This window comes from Maricaulis sp., assembly GCF_048269565.1.
Classification (GTDB): Bacteria; Pseudomonadota; Alphaproteobacteria; order Caulobacterales; family Maricaulaceae; genus Maricaulis.
Window position 1 is genome coordinate 348,327 of record NZ_JBLXIK010000001.1, and the last position, 18,980, is coordinate 367,306.

The 18,980-nt window shown below is 65.1% G+C and carries 18 protein-coding genes; 8 read left to right on the forward strand and 10 right to left on the reverse strand.

Going from position 1 to position 18,980, the window contains the following annotated elements; genetic code table 11:
• Window positions 1-77 precede the first annotated feature (77 nt).
• Genes ACN0YL_RS01720 through ACN0YL_RS01735 form a run of 4 tightly spaced genes read right to left on the reverse strand, consistent with a single transcriptional unit; the run spans window position 78 to window position 6,769 of the window.
• Window positions 78-2,132, reverse strand: a complete 2,055-nt coding sequence (locus ACN0YL_RS01720) for a hypothetical protein (RefSeq protein WP_417496808.1) — start codon at window positions 2,130-2,132, stop codon at window positions 78-80.
• Window positions 2,129-4,870, reverse strand: a complete 2,742-nt coding sequence (locus ACN0YL_RS01725) for a DUF4159 domain-containing protein (RefSeq protein ID WP_417496809.1) — start codon at window positions 4,868-4,870, stop codon at window positions 2,129-2,131. The genes ACN0YL_RS01720 and ACN0YL_RS01725 overlap by 4 nt, the downstream gene beginning before the upstream one ends.
• Window positions 4,870-5,766 carry a DUF58 domain-containing protein gene (locus ACN0YL_RS01730; protein ID WP_417490732.1) on the reverse strand — a complete coding sequence of 299 codons (897 nt, stop codon included), beginning with the start codon at window positions 5,764-5,766 and terminating at the stop codon, window positions 4,870-4,872. The genes ACN0YL_RS01725 and ACN0YL_RS01730 overlap by 1 nt, the downstream gene beginning before the upstream one ends.
• Before the next feature lie 4 nt (window positions 5,767-5,770).
• Window positions 5,771-6,769 (reverse strand): AAA family ATPase, encoded by a 999-nt coding sequence (locus tag ACN0YL_RS01735; protein ID WP_417490733.1) that lies wholly within the window; start codon window positions 6,767-6,769, stop codon window positions 5,771-5,773.
• A gap of 112 nt (window positions 6,770-6,881) precedes the next feature.
• Here ACN0YL_RS01735 and ACN0YL_RS01740 point away from each other — a divergent pair, with 112 nt between their 5' ends.
• From ACN0YL_RS01740 to ACN0YL_RS01755, 4 genes are read left to right on the forward strand one after another with little or no spacing between them, the layout of a single operon-like run.
• Entirely contained in the window at window positions 6,882-7,427 is a 546-nt protein-coding gene (locus ACN0YL_RS01740) for a DUF1285 domain-containing protein (RefSeq protein WP_417468708.1), read from the forward strand.
• Window positions 7,414-8,031, forward strand: a complete 618-nt coding sequence (locus ACN0YL_RS01745) for a CoA pyrophosphatase (RefSeq protein ID WP_417496810.1) — start codon at window positions 7,414-7,416, stop codon at window positions 8,029-8,031. Before ACN0YL_RS01740 ends, ACN0YL_RS01745 begins: the two co-directional genes overlap by 14 nt.
• Before the next feature lie 3 nt (window positions 8,032-8,034).
• Entirely contained in the window at window positions 8,035-8,352 is a 318-nt protein-coding gene (locus ACN0YL_RS01750; protein ID WP_417496811.1) for a DUF6111 family protein, read from the forward strand.
• Window positions 8,349-9,602, forward strand: coding sequence for a CCA tRNA nucleotidyltransferase (locus ACN0YL_RS01755; protein ID WP_417496812.1), 1,254 nt, complete (start codon window positions 8,349-8,351; stop codon window positions 9,600-9,602). The genes ACN0YL_RS01750 and ACN0YL_RS01755 overlap by 4 nt, the downstream gene beginning before the upstream one ends.
• A gap of 64 nt (window positions 9,603-9,666) precedes the next feature.
• Here ACN0YL_RS01755 and ACN0YL_RS01760 read toward each other — a convergent pair whose 3' ends face one another.
• From ACN0YL_RS01760 to ACN0YL_RS01785, 6 genes are all read right to left on the reverse strand, one after another.
• A complete protein-coding gene (locus tag ACN0YL_RS01760) occupies window positions 9,667-10,377 on the reverse strand; it encodes a CPBP family intramembrane glutamic endopeptidase (protein ID WP_417490738.1) in 711 nt (236 codons plus the stop codon).
• A gap of 77 nt (window positions 10,378-10,454) precedes the next feature.
• A complete protein-coding gene (locus ACN0YL_RS01765) occupies window positions 10,455-11,267 on the reverse strand; it encodes a helix-turn-helix domain-containing protein (RefSeq protein WP_417496813.1) in 813 nt (270 codons plus the stop codon).
• 105 nt (window positions 11,268-11,372) lie between these two features.
• Complete coding sequence (locus ACN0YL_RS01770) at window positions 11,373-11,864, reverse strand: hypothetical protein (protein ID WP_417490740.1); 492 nt, start codon at window positions 11,862-11,864, stop codon at window positions 11,373-11,375.
• A 171-nt stretch (window positions 11,865-12,035) separates the two neighbouring features.
• A complete protein-coding gene (gene hemF / locus ACN0YL_RS01775) occupies window positions 12,036-12,938 on the reverse strand; it encodes an oxygen-dependent coproporphyrinogen oxidase (protein ID WP_417496814.1) in 903 nt (300 codons plus the stop codon).
• Between the two features lie 75 nt (window positions 12,939-13,013).
• Window positions 13,014-14,303, reverse strand: coding sequence for a DEAD/DEAH box helicase (locus ACN0YL_RS01780; RefSeq protein ID WP_417496815.1), 1,290 nt, complete (start codon window positions 14,301-14,303; stop codon window positions 13,014-13,016).
• Between the two features lie 321 nt (window positions 14,304-14,624).
• Entirely contained in the window at window positions 14,625-15,071 is a 447-nt protein-coding gene (locus ACN0YL_RS01785; protein WP_417496816.1) for a tRNA (cytidine(34)-2'-O)-methyltransferase, read from the reverse strand.
• 180 nt (window positions 15,072-15,251) lie between these two features.
• Here ACN0YL_RS01785 and petA point away from each other — a divergent pair, with 180 nt between their 5' ends.
• The 4 genes from petA to ACN0YL_RS01805 all read left to right on the forward strand — a co-directional run bounded on the left by petA (window position 15,252) and on the right by ACN0YL_RS01805 (window position 18,944).
• Entirely contained in the window at window positions 15,252-15,878 is a 627-nt protein-coding gene (gene petA, locus ACN0YL_RS01790) for a ubiquinol-cytochrome c reductase iron-sulfur subunit (RefSeq protein WP_417496817.1), read from the forward strand.
• A complete protein-coding gene (locus ACN0YL_RS01795) occupies window positions 15,875-17,173 on the forward strand; it encodes a cytochrome b (protein WP_417490744.1) in 1,299 nt (432 codons plus the stop codon). Before petA ends, ACN0YL_RS01795 begins: the two co-directional genes overlap by 4 nt.
• A 17-nt stretch (window positions 17,174-17,190) precedes the next feature.
• Window positions 17,191-17,988 (forward strand): cytochrome c1, encoded by a 798-nt coding sequence (locus ACN0YL_RS01800; RefSeq protein WP_417496818.1) that lies wholly within the window; start codon window positions 17,191-17,193, stop codon window positions 17,986-17,988.
• An 80-nt stretch (window positions 17,989-18,068) separates the two neighbouring features.
• Window positions 18,069-18,944, forward strand: coding sequence for an S-methyl-5'-thioadenosine phosphorylase (locus ACN0YL_RS01805; RefSeq protein ID WP_417496819.1), 876 nt, complete (start codon window positions 18,069-18,071; stop codon window positions 18,942-18,944).
• Window positions 18,945-18,980 lie beyond the last annotated feature (36 nt).

Sequence of the window (18,980 nt, forward strand, 5' to 3'; positions counted from 1 at the left end):
AGGCAATGGACGTTGAATTATTCCGGTCGGGCACGAATGGGCCCGGCATCATTGCGCCCAATGACGGTGGCCCCGGACTATTTGCCCTCGCGCCACCAGCCCAGCCCCATGAAGGCGGCGATCAGCAGGGCGATGATCAGGGCCGGCAATACCGGACGGCTCCGGGAGGCGCGCACGATATAGCGTTCATTGCGTTGCAGGCCGAGCCAGCCGCGGCCGGCCTGGTCGGCCCCCAGGCGGGTGCGGCGCAGGTCGGGCAGGCGGGCATCGCTGCCTTCGCCGATCGCAAACAGGCCGCCACCGCTCGCCTCGATTACCGGCGCGAGATGGTCGCCGGTCGGGCGCAGATCGGCATATTCGAGCGGATTGAGCGGGCCAAGCGCGGCGACCGTGGTCAGATCGCCCGAACGCAGGCGCACAAGTCCGGAGCCATTCGCCGGCACGGCGACGGAATAGCGGCCATCGGCATCCTGGCTCATGCTCGCGATCTGTTGCTCGCCATCGGGCCAGGTGATTTGCAGCGGCGGCGCGGTATCGGCCAGGGTGACGCGATTGGCGTGCAACTCGCCATCATTGGCATAGGCGGTAAGCCTTTCCTCGTCGAGCTCGGGCTCCCTCATCAGCCAGTGCGAGACCCGCCGGAACATTTCCGCATAGGGGCCGCCGCCTTCAAAGCCGCGCGCCCACAGCCAGGTCTGGTCGCTCATCACGATCGCGGCGCGCCCCTCGCCGGAGCGCTGGACCACCAGCAGCGGATTGCCATCAGGGGCCTGTAACAGGGTTTCCCCACCCAGCGAGACACCATGGATCTGGCGCAGCCAGCGGCCCCAGCTCGGATTTTCGCCGCCGCCTTCAAGCCCGGCTGTGACGGGGTGGCGCATGCCGGCGGCAGTCGTCTGCGGTGTGAAACCGCCATCGGTGATATAGCCGGTCGGCCGTACCGGCAGCACGGCGGCCAGCGGCGTCCGGTACAGGCTCGGGCCCCCGGCGAAGGGCGGTCCGGCAGTGACCAGCAGCGCGCCGCCATCTTCGACATAGCGGGCGATATAGTCGAAATAGATCGGGGGCATGATGTTGCGCCGGCGATAGCGGTCGAAAATCACCAGATCGAATTCGCTCAACCGTTCGACGAACAGCTCCTGAACCGGGAAACCGATCAGGGCGAGTTCCTCCACCGGCGTGCTGTCACGGCGGTCCGGCGGACGCAGGATGGTAAAGTGGACCAGGTCGACCGAAGGGTCGGATTTGAGCAGATTGCGCCAGGCGCGGGCGCCATTGTGCGGCTCGCCGGTGACCAGCAATACACGCAGCCGGTCACGCACCCCGTTTACCGAGACGGCGGCGCGGTTATTGATCAGCGACAATTCCTGCGGGCCGGGCTCGACCTCGGCCTCGATCACATTCTGGCCGCGGCGCTCGACCGGTACTTCGACCCGGGTCGAGCGGCCGATCGGGATGCGGTGGGTTTGCGGCTCGCCGCCCTCGAAGCGGAAGGAGACCATTGCGGTGCCCTGCATTGCGTCGTCCTCGACGCGCAGCACGAAGGCGACGGTCTGGCCGACAATGCCGTAGCGCGGGGCTTCCTCGATCACCAGGCGGCGGTCACCGGCATTGCGGTCACCGGCCATGGCCTGGTGGACGGGGGCATTGAGGTTGAGGCTGTCCGGATCGGCGGGGGCATCGTGGATCTGCCCGTCGCTCGTCAGCACGACCCCGGCGAGCCGGTCCGGCGGCACGCTGGCGAGGGCCGTATTGAGACCCTCGAACAACATGGTGCCATCGGCACTGGTGCCGGCCTCGACCTCGACCAGCTCGAGCAGCGGATCGCTGTCGGCCTGCTGGCGCAGGGCGTCGGCCATGGCATCAGCCGCTTCGCTGCGCGCGCCGACATCCATGCTGGCACTGCGATCAGTGACCAGCACCGCGATATCCGCGAGCGGATCGCGCTCTTCCTCGACCAGCGATGGATTGGCCAGGGTCAGCGCCAGCGCGATGACGGCGAGGCTGCGCCACAGCCAGCCGGCCAGTCTCTGCCAGGCCCCGAGAATGATCGCGACCAGGGCAAGGCCAGTCAGCCCGGCCAGCAGGGGCCAGGGGATGAGCGGTGCGAAATCGAGTGCGGTCGCGTTCATTGGCCCAGCCTCTCGAGAATGTCGGGGACGTGGACTTGGTCGGCCTTGTAGTTTCCGGTCAGCGCGTACATCGCGATATTGACGCCGAAACGGATCGCCAGTTCCCGCTGGCGATCACCGCCTTCGACCGGCGCGGAGGGGCGGCCCTGGGCATCGACCGCCCAGGCCGAGGCCCAGTCATTGGCGCCGATGATGACGCCGGATGTGCCGTCGCGCGAAGCGCCGTCCGGATTGGCCTCGACCCAGACCGGCGCGCCGGAGAAGCGGCCGGGAAACTCCTGCAACAGATAGAAGGAGCGGGTCAGGACATGGTCCGGGGGCACCGGGCCGAGTGGCGGCACATCGATACTGTCGAGAATGGTCAGCAGACCGGGATGCGGCGCGCCAGCGCGCAGCATGGCGATATCGGCGTCCTGGGTGTCGAAGACGATCAGCCCGCCCGATTGCAGATAGGAACTGACGCGGGCTGCGGCCTCGTGTGACAGCGCCGGCGCATCGCGGGCGACGGGCCAGTAGATCATCGGGAAGAAGATCAGCGGATCGGTCTCGACATTGATCCCCATCGGCGGCGCCGGCTCGATGGCGCTGCGACGGGTGACCTCCTGGCTCAGCCCGGTCAGCCCGGCCTCGCTGCGGGCATCGACACTGGCATTGCCGGTGATGACATAGGCGAAATGCAGGTCGAGCGCGGCCTGCAGCGCAAACGCGTCATCGCTGACCGGCGCAGGAGCCGCCGTCGCCGGCTGCGCTTCAGCGGCTGGTGACAGCGGCAGGGCGAGGGCGATCAGCCAGGCGGTGGCGGCAGCGCCGAACAGACGCAGCGGCAGCCGTCCGGCCAGGGCGAGCGCCAGCACCACATCCAGCGCCAGCATGATCAGGGCCGCCGTCAGCAGGCCGGCGATGAAGCGCAGCGGGCGCGGGCCGTCGAGACCGGCGAATTGTACGCCGGGCAAATCGCGCGGCAGGGCGTTGATCGCGGTGTCGGCGCGGATGACGTTGAGGGCGGCGGTCGCCGAGCCGAGCCGGTAGAGGCCGGGCGGCGAGATCGGGCTGGCGCTGGCGGCATCCCAGCTCGTGGCCGCGACCGGGCGGGCGCTGTTGGGCGCCGTCGTCAGCTGGCCCTGGGCATCGAGGGCCCGGTCGAGCACCCAGGCGCCGCTGGCCGGGCCGGTCGAGGGGCCGCCCTGGGCGAGGCCGAGCACGCGTTGCAGCATGCGCGGATACAGGCCCGACAGCGGCAGGTCAGACCATTCCGGTCCGGCGGTGACGTGGAAGAGCACGATCCAGCCGCGGCCGCGGTGCACGGCGGTGACCAGTGGTGTGCCGTCCTCGAGCCGGGCCCAGACCCGGTCCGGCGTCGCGGTGCCCGGCTGGGCCAGAACCTGGCGGTCAACGGTGGCGGTGGGGTCGGTCGGCAGGCCGGCAAAGGGGGAATCATCGCCGAAACGGGCGATCAGCTGCGGCTCTTCCCAATTGAGGGCGCCGCCGAGCAGGCGCCCGCCAATGCGCAGATCCACCGGCAGCAGGCTGTCGCTGCGCGCCGCCAGACGCGGCCCGGCAAAGCGGATCAGCAGGCCGCCATTGGCGACGAAGTCGGCGATGCGGTCATCATCGGTGCGGGCATCATCGACCATCACCAGGGCTGCGGATTCGGTTTCGAGCAATTCGTCGAGCGTGCCGCGCACCGGCTGCGAGAAGGGGGCGATGGCGCTTTCGACATAGTGCAGGTCAGACAATAGCGGCTGGCCATCCTCGCTCGGGGCGTCGATCAGGCCGACGCGGGGACGGCGCCATTGATCGCCCATCAGGCGGATGGCACCGGCGCTCCCGGGGCCTTCGACGCGCAGGCTGGCAATGCGGTTGCGCAGGTCGAGCGGCAGGCTCAATTCGGCGCGCGCGATGCCGCTGCCGGCCTCGAAGTCCAGATCGGTTCGGGCAATGGCGCGGCCATCGCTGCCCAGCGCCGTGATCGCTGCGGTGCGTAGCAGGCCGGTCGAAACCCGGCGCAATTCGATCGACAGTCCCGAGGCGGTCGCTTCCGGCGGCGCCATGGCGAGGGCGGCACGGCCGTTATCCGGTTCGATGATGCGGACATCACCCAGCCCCGACAGGGTGCGGGCGAGGGCGCGGCTGCCGGCGCTGTCGATGCCGTCGCTGAGCCAGGTGACCGCCATCGCATCGGTCAGCGCACCATCATTGCGGGCAGCGGCGATACGGTCGGCGGCACCCTGGCGGTCGACGTTCCAGGCCATCGCTCCGGCCGAGGCCAGCAGACGGCGCGCGGCGTCCGGCCGGTCGAGTCGGACCGGTGCGGCGGCCTCGCCGCTATTGGCCGTGAAGGCGATGGCGGCGAGACGGCCGTCGCGTTCGGCCTCGTCGAGCAGGCGGATCGCCTCCCGGCTGGTCTCGCCCCAATTCGCCGATGCGGCCCAGCCATTGTCGATCACGATCAGTTCCGGACGGGTCTCGGTGACCACGGCCGGCGGTGTCCACACCGGACGCGACAGGCCTAGAATGATCAGCGTCGCGATCAGCAGGCGAAACAGGATCAGCCACCAGGGCGCGTGCTGCGGTGTCTCGGCATCATCGGGCGCACCGAACAAGAGGCGGAGCGGCGGGAAGATGGCGCGCTTGGGCGCCGGCGGCGTCGCGCGCAGCAACAGCCACAGCACGGGCAGGCTCAACAGGCCGATCAGGGCCAGCGGAGCACCGAAGGAGAGGGGGCCGAGTGCAAACATCACACATCCCTCGCCAGGGCGCGATACAGGGCCAGCACGGCGCTGGTGGCGGTGCGGTCGGTGCGATGGGTCACCAGCGACCAGCCGAAGCGGCGCGCCAGCGCATCCAGTGCTTCGCCATGCTCGGCCCAGCGCTGGCGATAGGTCGAGCGCGCTTCCTCGGCGCGGCCAAACAACAGGCCGTCGCCGCCGGCGGGGTTTTCAAACCGGGTGCGGCCGGAATAGGGAAAGTCTTCCTCGGCCGGATCGACAATGCGCAGCAACACGCCTTCCGCTTCCATGGCCGAGAAACGTGACAGGCGCGCCGCCCAGGTTTCCGGCGGATCAAGGAAGTCGCTCGCGAGCACGACGCGTCCGAAACGGCCGATATTGGGGGCTTCCACAGCGCTCATCTCGCCGGGGCCGAGCGCCAGGCGGCGCGAGGTGCGTTCAAGGCCAAGCGCGCCGGTGCGGGCAATCGCGGACTCGCCGAGCACCGCGACACGCTCGCCGCCTTGAGTGAGCAAGGCCGCCATGGCGATCTGACACACCGCGGCGCGGTCAATCTTGCTGGCGTGATTTTTCGAGGACGAGAATCGCATCGAGGCCGAGCCGTCGCGCCAGAGCCAGACGGTATTGGCTGCTTCCCATTCATTCTGGCGCACGAAGAGCTGGTCACTGCGCGCCGACTGGCGCCAGTCGACGGCAGCGCGGCCGTCTTCGGGGCGATGATGCCGGTATTGCCAGAAACTCTCGCCGACGCCGGCGCGGCGCCGTCCGTGCACACCCTGGGCAACCGTCGCGGCGATGCGCGTCGCTTCGGCCATCAGGGCCGGCAGGGTTGCAGCCGCCGCTTCGCCCTGGTGGCGCAGCTGGACGACCCGCGATTCCGACTGGCGATCGACGCCCTCGCTCATGGGATCAGGCCGCCCGCTCGGCGAGCGACTTGATCAAGCCCTCAAGCGTATGTCCGTCAGCGCGCGCGGCGAAGGACAGCGCCATGCGGTGTTTCAGAACCGGTTCGGCCAGCGCCGCGACGTCCTCGGTCGAGGGGGCCAGACGGCCCTGCAGTAGGGCGCGGGCGCGGCAGGCCAGCATCAGGGCCTGACCGGCACGCGGACCGGGCCCCCAGGATACGCCGGTGCGGACGGCCTCGACATCGGTCTCTTCCGGACGCGCCAGCCGCAGCAGGTCGAGAATGGCATCGAGCACTTTCTCGCCGACCGGCAGGGCGCGGACCAAGGCCTGGAGTTTGAGGATCTCGTCCGCATCGAGCACCTTGACCGCGTCGGTGCTGGCGGCGCCGGTGGTGGCGAGCAGGACCTGGCGTTCGGCCTCGCGGGTCGGGTAGGGAATGTCGACGCGCAGCAGGAAGCGGTCGAGCTGGGCTTCCGGCAGCGGATAAGTGCCCTCCTGCTCGATCGGGTTCTGGGTCGCCAGCACATGGAAGGGCTGGGGCAGGTCGTGGCGCTCGCCGGCAATGGTGACATGGCCTTCCTGCATCGCCTGCAGCAAAGCGGCCTGGGTGCGCGGGCTGGCGCGGTTGATTTCATCCGCCATCAGCAGGCGGCAGAAGACAGGGCCGGGCAGGAAGCGGAAATGGCGCTTGCCGTCATCCGATTCTTCGAGGATTTCCGAGCCGAGAATATCGGCCGGCATCAGATCGGGCGTGAACTGGATGCGTTTGGTCTCGAGACCGGTCGCCACCGCGATGGCCTGCACGAGGCGCGTCTTGGCCAGCCCGGGAGCGCCGACCAGCAGGGCGTGACCGCCTGACAGGATAGCGGCAAGGCAGAGTTCGACCTCGTCCTCGAGGCCGAAAATTACCCGGCTGATCGATTCGCGAACCTGCTGCAAGCGGGCGGTTGCTGCGTCTGCCTGGGCAATTAAGTCTGTACCGGCTTCATTCATCTCGGTCATCGTCCTAAATTCCTTCGCGATACAGATGGTTCATATGCCAATTTGCTTATTGTGAGCATGGCGTCACGCATGAAAGCTGTCCATGGCCTCAACGCCTGAAATGCCAGATGCAATGCAGTCCCTGCTGCAAGCGGCCCGCAGCGCCGGCGACGGCCTGCCGCCGGTCGAACGCTGGCACCCGGAATTCTGTGGTGAAATGGACATGGTCATCAAACGGGATGGCTCGTGGTGGCATGAGGGCAAGCGGATTACCCGCCAACCTCTGTCACGGCTGTTTTCCACAATCTTGCGAAAAGATGACGACGGCGTTCATTATCTCGTGACGCCGGTTGAGAAAATCGCCATCCAGGTCGAGCTCGCGCCCTTTGTGGCCGTGCGTGTCGACGCCACCGGCGAGGGCGAGGCGCAATCGCTGATCTTCACGACAAATTTTGATGACCTCGCCGAAGCCGGGCCGGATCATCCGATCAATGTCCGCATCGATCCCGTCACCGGCGAGCCGACACCGCTGGTGCGCATTCGCGGCCGGCTCGATGCGCTGATGTCGCGGCCGGTCTTCTACGAGCTGGCTGAACTCGCCGTCGAGCATGAGGGCGTGGCAGGCGTATGGAGTGGCGGCGTCTTCTTCCCGCTGGAGCAAGCCGATGCCCGCGACTAAAGGCCTGCTCGATCTGATGCGCCAGCGGCTCGATCCGGTTGATGATGAGACCATCAGCGGCTTTCGCGGCGATGGCGATCTCAATGGTTTTCCCTCGCCGAGCGGGCGCAAGCTGCGCCAGGCGGCGGTGCTGGCACCGCTGATCCTGCATGACGGCCCGCCGCGTCTGCTGTTCACCGAGCGCGCCAGCCATCTGCAGAAACACCCCGGCCAGATCAGCTTTCCCGGCGGCAGTCTCGACCCGGGTGACACCGGTCCCGCTGCAGCGGCGCTGCGCGAGGTCGAGGAAGAGATCGGGGTGGGTGCGCAGCATGTCGAACTGGTGGGGCGGTTCGAGTCCTATGAGACCGGCACCGGTTTCCACATCACGCCATTCGTCGGTGTGCTGCGGCCCGGATATGACCTCAGGCCGGACCCCGGCGAGGTCGCCAGCGTGTTCGAGGCGCCATTCGATTTCCTGATGGATCCGCACAATCACCAGCAGCGTTCCGGTGTCTGGCAGGGCCAGGAACGTCATTTCTATGCCATGCCCTGGGAAGATCGCTATATATGGGGCGTTACGGCAGGTCTGTTGAAGTCGCTGCACGACAAGCTGTATGGGTAGACCATGATCCGCATCACAATTCTCGAAATTGCCTCCTTCTTCCTGCCCTTCCTGATTTTCTTTATCTGGCGCTGGCAGTCCAGTTCCGAGCACCCGATCGAGGCGACACCGACACTGCGGCTGGCGGCGATCGGTGCCGGTCTGGCGGTCCTGATGATGATTGCCCTGGTGCTGGTGGAATCGAGCCGCGGCGGACATGAGGGCGAGATCTATATTCCCTCCCGCATTGTCGATGGCCGGGTCGTTCCGGGCCGTTTCGTCCCCGCCGGAGAGGTGGAAACGGACGATGCCGAGGCGGGTGACACCACCGAACCGCAATGACGGCCGCCGCACCCGCACCGCTTCGCCTCGACCCGGCTGATCAAGCCTGGATGAAGGACCCGGCGACGCGGGCGGTGATGGACGCGCTCGAGGCGGCCCGGCCCGGCGCTTCGCGCTATGTCGGCGGCTGTATCCGCAACGCCTTGCTCGGCAAGCCGGTCGCCGATGTCGATATCGCGACCCGGCTTCTGCCCGAACAGGTGATCGAGGCGGCCCGCGCCGCCGGTCTCAAACCGGTGCCGACCGGTCTCCGGCACGGCACGATCTCGATCATTTCCGGCGGGCGTCCGTTTGAAGTCACCACATTGCGCCGCGATGTCGAGACCGATGGCCGCCGCGCCGTCGTTGCCTTCACCCAGGACTGGAATGAGGACGCGCGGCGGCGCGATTTCCGCCTCAACGCGCTCTATGCCGACAGGAACGGCACAATTTATGACCCCACAGGCGGCCTCGCCGATCTTGATCCCTGCCGTTTCGTCTTTGTCGGCTCGGCGGAAAACCGCATCCGCGAGGATTATCTGCGCACCCTGCGCCTGTTCCGCTTCGAGGCCTGGTACGGGGCCGGCGCGCCGGACCGGGAGGGCGTGGAGGCAGCGGCGCGGCTGAAACAGGGGCTGCACACCCTGTCGGCCGAACGCGTCTGGTCGGAGCTGAAGAAACTGCTCGCCGCGCCCGATCCGGGACCGGCGATCGCAGTGATGGCCGAGCACGGGATCCTGTCGGAAATTCTGGGAGTGAACGGAAACTTAAGAATCCTTGGAGGTATTATAAACCAAGATATCTCTGCCGGCCTGGAACCCGACCCGCTTTTGCGGTTTGCGGCACTGGTTGGCGGCGGACCCGAAAGGATCAGGATCATGGCAGCCAAACTGAAAATGTCGAATGCTGAAAGCCAGCGCCTGCAGGGCGCGGTCGATCCGTCGCTCTGCGGCGAGGTCGAGGCAGCCTTTACCGACATGGCCGCAGCAGAACGGGCGATCATGTCGCTCGGCGCACGCGCCTTTGAAGACCAGGTGCGGCTTAGCGCCGCCGGTGATGTTGCGCCGCCACCGCGCGACTGGACCCTGCTCGCCAAATTCGCCCGCGAATGGCAACAGCCCGATTTCCCGGTCTCCGGCGGCGACCTCATTCTGCTCGGCTATGAGCCCGGCCCGATGCTCGGCGATGCGATGGACGCCCTCAAGGCGCACTGGATTGCTGAACGTTTCGAGCCGACCAGGGAAGAATTGATCGCGCGCCTGAAGCACTAGTGGTTATGCGCTGATCCTCGAATGAAAAAGCCCCGGTCGTCGACCGGGGCTTTTTGCTGGAGCGCTACACCTCAACCCCGAGATAGAGCGCGGTGAAGCCGATCGAATCGACCAGGGCGTGGGCGACGATCAGCGGCCAGAGATTGCGCTTGTAGAGCAGGTAGAGCGTGCCGATGGCAAAGCCGATGGCGGCGATCGAGAGCAGACCCTGCAAGCCTTGATAATAGAAATGCACGCCGCCAAACATCAGCGCCGGCAGGATCACCATCAGCACAGGCCGCAGGGTAGTGGCGGGCAAAATTCCTTCGATGCGGCGCATCAGATAGCCGCGAAAGAAGACTTCCTCGCCAAAGCCGCCGCTGACAATGCCCAGCCCCATCCACATCAGATAGCGCGGCAGATTGCCGGTGGTCCCGGCAAAGCGATCCTCAACGCCGGAGGGGGTGGCGCTCATGTCCCAAAGCCCCAGGGCCTCGCCGCCCAGGCCGACGATGGCACCGGAACCCATGATCGCGACCATGCCCAGCAGGACCTGGGGCAGGAACCAGAGCTTTGGTTTCAGCCCCGGCAGCCCCCGCAGGCCGAAGTCAGACCAGGTCTCAGACCTCAGACGGGCCATGAGGGCGATGAAAACAATGGTGCAGGCCATCGACATCGGACCTGCAAAGCGCCAGGCGATCGGGTCGAACAGCATTTTCGTCAGGATCAGGCAGGCGATCGCCGCGCCAAGTTCGAGCACAAGGAAGCGGGGTTTCTGCGGGGCGTAGACAGGCATTGTGATACCATCGGATTAGAGGGATGAAGCGGTTCACCGAATTGCGAACACCGCCTCTTCTCCCATCGTCCCCGGTTTCAATCTTGCACGATTGTGCGGGCGCTTCGCGCTACTGGTGTGACGCTACGCTTCCAGCGAAACGGGCTCAATCCGTGGGCCGCCTTGAAATGGCGCGTCATGTGGCTTTGATCATTGAACCCGCAGGCCAGTGCCGTCTGGGCGATGCTCTCGCCCCGCTGGATGCGGTCGCGTGCGGCATCAAGGCGCCGCATCAGCAGATAGCGATAGGGGCTGGTGCCGTGCAGGCGGCGAAAGTCTCGTGACAGTTGCCAGCGATCCTGCCCCGCGGCCTGTTCCAGATCCTGCATCGAGACCGGCTGGGCGAGATGGTCGTGTATATAGCTGCGGGCGCGTTCGCTGGCGCGAGCGTCGAGCTGGCCGTCAAGCGCGGCCTGGCCGGAGGCGGCGTGCAGGGCGGTCGCGATATTGAACAGGGCCTCGTCCTGCTGCAGCGGGGAGAGCTCGTCCGCCGGGTGCGACAGGGCTGTTCTGACAGCCTGGAGGAGACCGGGGTGGGCTGACTGGCCGCCTTCGATGAAGGGCAGGGCGCGGCCAGGCAGAATGGAGCCGAGGGCGCCTGGTTGAATCGTGATGGCCCGATAGGTGAAGCCGTCATCGGTGCCGGCATGGCCGTCGTGCAATTCGTCGGGGTGGAGCACGACAAGCTCCCCGGGCAGGGATCGGCGCGCGCCGCCGCGATAGTTGAAACACTGTACACCGCGCAGGGTCAGTCCGAGTGTGTACACGTCGTGGCGATGCGGTGAAAAGGCGGTGCGACCGAGGCTCGCCTGGAAACGCCGGATTTTGCAATCGGTGTGTTGCTGGCACATGTTCGTTCCCGCTCCGCTGCATTCCTGTTGCTAGGATGCACGGGTGGAGCGGAATGGATGCAGTCCGGGACTGCGATTGTTTGCTCACATCTGTTTGCGCTGGGGTCAGCCCGAAAGGGTCATGGTCTCGGCCAGAAGCCGGGAGGTCTGCTGGTAGGCGGCGTTCGCCTGTTGCGTGGCCGCACTCGAGACAGTCTGGCCGACCTCTCCGGTGCCACCGATCGCTTCCTGGATCCGTGCCGCAATTTCCAGCTCGACCGCGTCGCGCTCTTCCTTGGGCAGGGCTTTCAGGGCCTCTTCCGTGAGGCCTTCCTCTCCGAGATATTGCGCCCGGATTCGTTCGGCCGGCGACATATGCGCCCATTTCAGGAATTCGCTGACCAGGGCATTTTCGTCAGCGCTGGGGAGGGGGGCGGTCTTGTCACTGCGTTCCAGACGGCCACCGCTCGCAACCGGTGCTGCAGGGGCGCTGTCGCCGGCCGGCGCAGGCTTTGAACTCTCGATCGCAGTCCCGGTTGCTTCGCGGGTCTGGGTCTGCAGTTTTGCAAACCAGTCCGACACGCCCGGTGTCACGCCCGTCAATCTCAGATCCGACATTCACGCCCCCTCATACGCCTCTGCATTGCAGGCGGGGTCGCAACAAGTGTGCCGGGATTGCGGCATTGAATTTATTGGGAGATTCTTGCTTTCAGACTGCGGACTCCGCAAGAACGGCAAGATGCACCGGGCAAGATTTTCCGCCGGGCGGTTGTTTGCCCCGACCGCCCATCACGGCCATTTCGCCTCGGGCGGCATGGAGGACAGGATCGACTTCACATTGCCGCCGGTCTCGAGGCCGAACTTGGTGCCGCGATCATACAGGAGATTGAACTCGGCATAGCGCCCGCGCCGGACCAGTTGTTCCTCGCGCTCGTCCGGCGTCCAGGGCGTCGCCATACGGCGGCGCACCAGCTGCGGATAGATGTCGAGAAAGGCCAGGCCGACATCCTTGGTGAAGGCGAAATCGGCGTCCCAGTCGCCGGTGTCGTGACGGTCGTAGAAAATGCCGCCAATGCCACGTGGTTCATTGCGGTGCGGCAGGAAGAAATAATCCTCGCACCATTTCTTGAAACGGGCGTGGAAGTCATCGCCATGCTTGTCGCAGGCCTGCTGACACGCCGCGTGGAAATCGAAGGCGTCCTCATGCTCCTGGGTGCGATAACGATCGAGCACCGGGGTCAGGTCCATGCCACCGCCGAACCAGCCCTTCGTGGTGGTGATGAAGCGCGTATTCATGTGCACGGCGGGCACGTGCGGGTTCCACATATGCGCGATCAGGGAGATGCCGGAGGCCCAGAAGCGCGGGTCCTCGCTGGCGCCGGGGATCTGGGCGCGGAATTGTTCGGAAAACTCGCCATGCACGGTCGAGACATGAACCCCGACTTTCTCGAACAAACGGCCCTTCATGATCGAAGTGATGCCGCCGCCCTGGTCGGTAGACCCATCGCCGCGAGACCAGGCCTCGCGTACGAAACGTCCCGGTTCACCGGGATAGAGATCGTTGGGGGCCTCGTCCTCGAGGCGTTCAAACTCGGCGCAGATCATGTCGCGCAATTGTTCGAACCAGGCGCGGGCCTTGGCGCGGCGGCTGTCGAGATCGGTGCTGGCGGTGTGTGTGTCTGTCGTTGTCATGGCGCCATCAATAGGGCGCCTGCCGCGAAGGGCAAGGCCGCGGGCCATTCGCGGCCCGCGACAACTCGTAGCGGTTTAGCCCGCCTTGCGCTGGCCACCCTGGCCGGGGCGGCGTCTGCCTGGCTTGCGAGAGCCGGCTGCCGTCACGCTCTGACCCTGCGGGCGACCGCCGCGGCGCTGGCCGCCACCGCCACCACCACGATTGCCGCCACCGGGCTTTTTGACCGGTTTTGGAATGTGCAGGGCGGCGCCTTCGGCCGTGAGATACTTGCCGATCAGGTTTTCGATCTCGCGCAGCATGGTGCGCTCGTCCGGCTCGACCAGCGCAATGGCGACACCATCGGTGCCGGCGCGCGCGGTACGGCCGATGCGGTGGACATAGACCTCGGCCACGGTCGGCATTTCGTAATTCACCACGTGGGTGATGCCGTCGACATCAATGCCGCGGGCGGCGATGTCGGTTGCGACCAGGATGTTGACCGAGCCATTCTTGAAGTTGGCGAGGGTCTTTTCCCGCTGGTTCTGGCTCTTGTTGCCGTGGATCGCGGCGGCGCGCAGGCCGTCCTTCTCCAGGTTCTGGACGACACGGTCGGCGCCGCGCTTGGTGCGCGTGAAGACGATGGCGAGTTTGACGTCCTCGGCCTTGAGGATGTCACGCAGCGCATTGCGCTTGGCCGAGGCGTCCATCAACAGCACGCTCTGCTCGATGCGTTCGATCGGCCTGGATTGCGGCGCGACGCTGACTTCCGCCGGATTGTCGAGGAAATCGCTGGCCAGCTTGCGGATCTGGGGCGGCATGGTGGCCGAGAACAGCATGGTCTGGCGCGTCTTGCGCAGCTTGGACATGATCTGGCGGATCGCCGGCATGAAGCCGAGATCCATCATCTGGTCGGCTTCATCGAGGATCACCATCTTGACGCCATCGAGGCGCAGGGCGCCGGTCGAGACATGGTCAAGCAGACGGCCCGGCGTGGCGACGAGGATGTCGACGCCGCCTTCAAGCCGCTTGATCTGCGGGCGCGGCTTCACGCCGCCGACAACCACACAATGGCTGAGCTTCATGAATTTGGCGTAGTCGCGAATACTGTCGTCGATCTGGGCAGCCAGCTCGCGGGTCGGCGCCAAGATGAGGGCGCGGCAATTGCGTGGGTTGGGGCGCTCATTGGCCTGGGCCAGGCGCGTCAGCAAAGGCAGCACGAAGGCAGCCGTCTTGCCGGTCCCGGTCTGGGCGATACCGATCAGGTCGCGCCCTTCGAGCAGGGTCGGGATGGCTTTCGCCTGGATGGGGGTAGGGGTTTCATAACCGGCGGCCGTAATGGCGCGCAGGACGGGTTCGGCGAGGCCGAGGTCTGCAAATTGGGTCAAATTGACACTCATATTGAGGCGCGCGCACGGATTCGTCCGCACGCTGCACCGAATAATTTTTAAAAGAAGCTTGCGTAGGTCAGCCGCTCGGCGATGCCTCTGCGATACCGGCCAGCAAGTGGCAAATACCCGGGGGCGCTGATGGCGGTCGGAAGCGAAAAAGCAGCCGTCTGCCGGTACTCCCTGCGCGCCATGACTCACCTTGGCGTCTACGCGCGGTGCGCAGGCAAGGGAGAGATGGTCACATGTTGCACTGCAGCGCAAGGCATAATTGATGCGGCATTCCGAGTGCAAGAGGGGCGTCACCGCAAATCTGGCGCCTCAGCGCAGCTGTCGGCTCGCTTCTGCCAGGGCAATTGCCGCCGTGACCGTCACATTGAGTGAACGCATGCCCTCGCGAATCGGAATTCGCACCCGTTCGTCCGCTGATTCGTGGACGTTTTCGGGGACGCCGGCGCTTTCGCGGCCGAAAAGCAGGCGGTCATCTGCAGAAAATTCGAAGTCCCAGATGTCGCCGGCGCCGGCGGTTGTGAACAGGACGAGGCGACCGTGTGCAGCTTCTTCACTGTTTTGATATGCAGTCCATGAGGCGTGCCGGGTGGGTGATATTGCCGCACCATAATCCATCGCAGCGGCGCGGATTTTCCTGTCAGTTAAGGGGAATGCGCAGGGCTCCACAATGTCCAGACCCGCACCGAAGCAGGCGGCCACGCGCATCGCCGCCCCAAGATTTTGCGGAATATCAGGTTGAAAAAAAACGATCCGCATTTTAAGCCGCGCACAGGCCGGAGGTCGAATTCAGTGTGCGGCATTGCGCCACGCACTGGTCAGCCAATCCGGCGTTAGGTTATACGGCGTCAAACCGCGCTTGCGCGAAGACGTCAAGTTATCTGGGGCAGGGGGACGCATTCGCGTGACCCCGTTTAAGAAAAGAGAAGAGGTCGGCTCGTGACGGAACAGAACGGCGCGCTCGGTGAACATGGTCAGGAACCATCTCGCCGCGACTTCATCTATATCGCGGCCACAGGCGCTGCCGCGATCGGTGCCGGCATGGCGATCTGGCCTTTCATCGATCAGATGAACCCGGCCGCTGATACGCTGGCACTCGGTTCAATCCGAGTGGATGTGTCCTCGGTGACCGATGGCACCGAGATTACGGTGATGTGGCGCGGCGGCCCGGTGTTCATCCGCCACCGCACGCAGGCAATGATCGACGAGGCCCGCGCGGTTTCGCTCAGCGATCTGCCGGACGATAACTCGCGCAACCTCAATGCCGGAATGGGCGACCTTTCGGGCGCTGACGAGAACCGCGTCCTGCGTCCCGAGTATCTGATCGTCAAAGGCAATTGCACCCATCTCGGCTGCGTGCCGCTGGGGATTGGCGTCGATACAGGCGATTATGATGGCTGGTACTGCCCATGCCACGGCTCGCACTATGACGGTTCCGCGCGTATCCGCCGCGGACCGGCTCCGGAGAACCTGCCGGTTCCCGATTATTACTTTGAAACGGAAACGACCGTGAAGATCGGTCTGTCGCCTGAAGAAGCTGCACAATCAGGGTGGGGTGCATCATGAGCGGTCCTTCGACCTACAAGCCGGGTACGGCGATCGAGAAATGGCTCGATGACCGCCTTCCAATCATCCGCCTCGGTTATGACAGCTTCGTCGATTTCCCGACGCCGCGGAATCTGAACTACTGGTGGACCTTCGGCGGGATCCTCGCGATTTTCCTCGTCATCCAGATCGTGTCCGGCATCGTGCTGGCCATGCATTACGTGCCGCATGAGAGCATGGCGTTCGAAAGTCTCGAGCGCATCCGCCGCGATGTGAAGTTCGGCTGGCTGATCCAATCGATGCACGCAAACGGCGCCAGCTTCTTCTTCGTGGCTGTGTATATCCACATGTTCCGGGGGCTGTATTACGGCTCCTACAAGGCGCCGCGCGAGATTCTCTGGATCCTCGGTGTCGTGATCTATCTCCTGATGATGGCGACCGGCTTCATGGGCTATGTCCTGCCCTGGGGTCAGATGTCCTATTGGGGTGCGATGGTGATCACCAATCTGATCGGCGCTCTGCCCTTCATCGGTGATGCGATCCGCGAATGGCTCTGGGGCGGTTTCTCCGTCGGTCAGGCCACGCTGAGCCGCTTCTTCTCGCTGCACTACCTGCTGCCCTTCGTGATCGCCGGTGTCGTGATCCTGCACATCTGGGCGCTGCACGTGCCGGGCAATGGCAATCCGGTCGGTATCGAGGTGAAGACCAAGAAGGATACGCTGCCTTTCCACCCGTACTACACGGTGAAGGACGGCTTCGCGATCCTCGTCTATCTGATGATCTTCGCGGCTTTCGTCTTCTTCCTGCCGAACGTGCTGGGCCATGCCGACAACTTCATCCCGGCCAACCCGCTTTCGACCCCGGCCCACATTGTTCCGGAATGGTATTACCTGCCCTTTTACGCGATCTTGCGGGCGATCACCTTCGACATCGGCCCGATCGACGCCAAGCTTGGCGGCGTGATTGCGATGTTCGGTGCCATCCTGATCCTGTTCGTGCTGCCTTGGCTCGACACCTCGAAAGTGCGTTCCATGCGCTTCCGTCCGGTGACGCGGGTGTTTTTCATCCTGTTCCTCCTGGCCTGTCTTGGCCTGGGTTGGTGCGGTGCGAAAAACCCTGACGATCTCGTCTTCGCGATCGGCCATGACGCCGAAGGCGTGGCGACGGGTTTCAAATTCGTCTGGTTCGCGCAGCTGCTGACATTCTATTATTTCGCCTACTTCCTCATCATCCTGCCGGTGATGGGAATTATCGAGAAGCCGATCGATCGTCCTGCTTCCATCGAAGCGGCCGTCCTCGGCTCGGCCAAGGCATAGGGGCGATAGACATGAAGATGACCCGTATTCTCGTCGCCGCCGTGGCAGCCCTGGGCCTCTCCGGCATTGCCTGGGCCTCGACCGCCGGGCAGCGCGCACCCGAGCATCACCACTGGCACAATGCCGGCCCGTTCGGCACGTTCGACCGCCAGGCCCTGCAGCGTGGCCTGCAGATCTACCAGGAAGTCTGTTCCAGCTGTCACTCGCTGGATCTGGTGCATTTCCGCAATCTCGGCGAGCCTGGTGGCCCGTTCGAGAGCGAGGAATTCCCCAACGCCAATGACAATGCCATCGTGATGCAGATTGCGGCCGGTTACATGATCGAGGATGGCCCGGATGATGCCGGTGACATGTTCGAGCGCGCTGGCCTGCCCAGCGATGCCTTCCCGGCACCCTTTGCCAATCCGCAGCAGGCACGCGGTTCCAATGGCGGTGCCCTGCCGCCGGACCTGTCGCTGATCGTCAAGGCCCGCAGCCATGGCGCCGACTATATCCGCTCGCTCCTGCTCGGCTATGGCGAGGAAGTGCCGCACGATGTCACCATCGCCCCGGGCAAGCACTACAACCCGTATTTCGCCGGTGCTGTCATCGCCATGGCGCCGCCGCTGTCGGAAGGTCTCGTCACCTATGCCGATGGCACCGAGCCAAGCATGGAACAAATGGCGGAAGACGTCGTCACCTTCCTCACCTGGGCCGGCGATCCGCACATGGAAGCGCGCAAGCAGATGGGCGTGATGGTCCTGATCTATCTCTTCATCTTCGCGATCCTGGTCTATCTGGCCTATCGTCAGATCTGGGCCAATGTGAAGCATTGATTGCCTCACACACCGTATGAACAAGGGGCTGCGAACGTGAGTTCGCAGCCCTTTTTCGTGTCACCACCGGGAGATGGGCGATGAGTCAGTGGACGCTCGGCATAATCGGCGGCTCCGGCCTGTATCAGCTTGATGGCCTCGCCAATGTGCGCCATGAGCACATCGAGACGCCCTGGGGCGAGCCGTCTGAGCGTCTGACCTTCGGCGAGTTGCATGGCGTGCCGCTGGTCTTCCTGCCGCGCCATGGCCAGGGCCATCGTCTGCCGCCTGCCGCGATCCCGTTTCGCGCCAATATCGCGGCGCTGAAGCAGGCCGGTTGTACCGATATCCTGTCGATCTCGGCCTGTGGCTCGCTGCGCGAGGAGCTGCCGCCCGGCCATTTCGTGATGGTCGACCAGTATGTTGATCGCACCGAGGGCCGCGAGCGCAGCTTTTTCGGTCCGGGCTGTGTTGCCCACGTGCCGATGGCGAAACCGGTCTGCAGTCGCCTCTCGGCTCTCGCCGCCGAGGCCGGAGACGCCGCCGGCATCGCCGTGACGCCGCGCGGCACCTATCTGGCGATGGAGGGGCCGCAATTCTCGACCCGCGCCGAGAGCGAGCTCTACCGGCAATGGGGCATGGATGTGATCGGCATGACCAATATGCCCGAGGCCCGTCTCGCCCGCGAAGCCGAGCTGCCCTATGCCTCGATCGCCATGGTCACTGATTATGACTGCTGGCGCGAGCACACCCACAGCGTCGATGCGGCGCTGGTGCTGGAGGTCATGCGCAGCAATACCGTCAAGGTGCGCCAATTGCTCGACCGGCTGGTGCTGGCCATGTCCGAGCAGGCGCGCATGCCGGGTCCTGACGGCATCGAGACCGTGCTCGATACCGCCATCATCACCCCGCCGTCCGCCCGCGATCCGGAGATGGTGCGCCGGTTGGCCGCGATTGCGGGGCGTGTCCTGGGTTAGGAGGCCCCGTCTTGCCTGGAAATCCGGCGGTGGAAG

Excerpts from the sequence above, each read along its gene's own strand:
- hemF (WP_417496814.1), bottom strand. The coding sequence starts at position 12,938 with ATGACAACGACAGACACACACACCGCCAGCACCGATCTCGACAGCCGC.
- ACN0YL_RS01795 (WP_417490744.1), top strand. The coding sequence starts at position 15,875 with ATGAGCGGTCCTTCGACCTACAAGCCGGGTACGGCGATCGAGAAATGG.
- ACN0YL_RS01720 (WP_417496808.1), bottom strand. The coding sequence starts at position 2,132 with ATGAACGCGACCGCACTCGATTTCGCACCGCTCATCCCCTGGCCCCTG.
- ACN0YL_RS01745 (WP_417496810.1), top strand. The coding sequence starts at position 7,414 with ATGCCCGCGACTAAAGGCCTGCTCGATCTGATGCGCCAGCGGCTCGAT.
- ACN0YL_RS01770 (WP_417490740.1), bottom strand. The coding sequence starts at position 11,864 with ATGTCGGATCTGAGATTGACGGGCGTGACACCGGGCGTGTCGGACTGG.
- ACN0YL_RS01730 (WP_417490732.1), bottom strand. The coding sequence starts at position 5,766 with ATGAGCGAGGGCGTCGATCGCCAGTCGGAATCGCGGGTCGTCCAGCTG.
- ACN0YL_RS01735 (WP_417490733.1), bottom strand. The coding sequence starts at position 6,769 with ATGACCGAGATGAATGAAGCCGGTACAGACTTAATTGCCCAGGCAGAC.
- ACN0YL_RS01760 (WP_417490738.1), bottom strand. The coding sequence starts at position 10,377 with ATGCCTGTCTACGCCCCGCAGAAACCCCGCTTCCTTGTGCTCGAACTT.
- ACN0YL_RS01725 (WP_417496809.1), bottom strand. The coding sequence starts at position 4,870 with ATGTTTGCACTCGGCCCCCTCTCCTTCGGTGCTCCGCTGGCCCTGATC.
- ACN0YL_RS01785 (WP_417496816.1), bottom strand. The coding sequence starts at position 15,071 with ATGCGGATCGTTTTTTTTCAACCTGATATTCCGCAAAATCTTGGGGCG.
- ACN0YL_RS01805 (WP_417496819.1), top strand. The coding sequence starts at position 18,069 with ATGAGTCAGTGGACGCTCGGCATAATCGGCGGCTCCGGCCTGTATCAG.
- ACN0YL_RS01750 (WP_417496811.1), top strand. The coding sequence starts at position 8,035 with ATGATCCGCATCACAATTCTCGAAATTGCCTCCTTCTTCCTGCCCTTC.
- ACN0YL_RS01765 (WP_417496813.1), bottom strand. The coding sequence starts at position 11,267 with ATGTGCCAGCAACACACCGATTGCAAAATCCGGCGTTTCCAGGCGAGC.
- ACN0YL_RS01740 (WP_417468708.1), top strand. The coding sequence starts at position 6,882 with ATGCAGTCCCTGCTGCAAGCGGCCCGCAGCGCCGGCGACGGCCTGCCG.
- ACN0YL_RS01755 (WP_417496812.1), top strand. The coding sequence starts at position 8,349 with ATGACGGCCGCCGCACCCGCACCGCTTCGCCTCGACCCGGCTGATCAA.
- ACN0YL_RS01800 (WP_417496818.1), top strand. The coding sequence starts at position 17,191 with ATGACCCGTATTCTCGTCGCCGCCGTGGCAGCCCTGGGCCTCTCCGGC.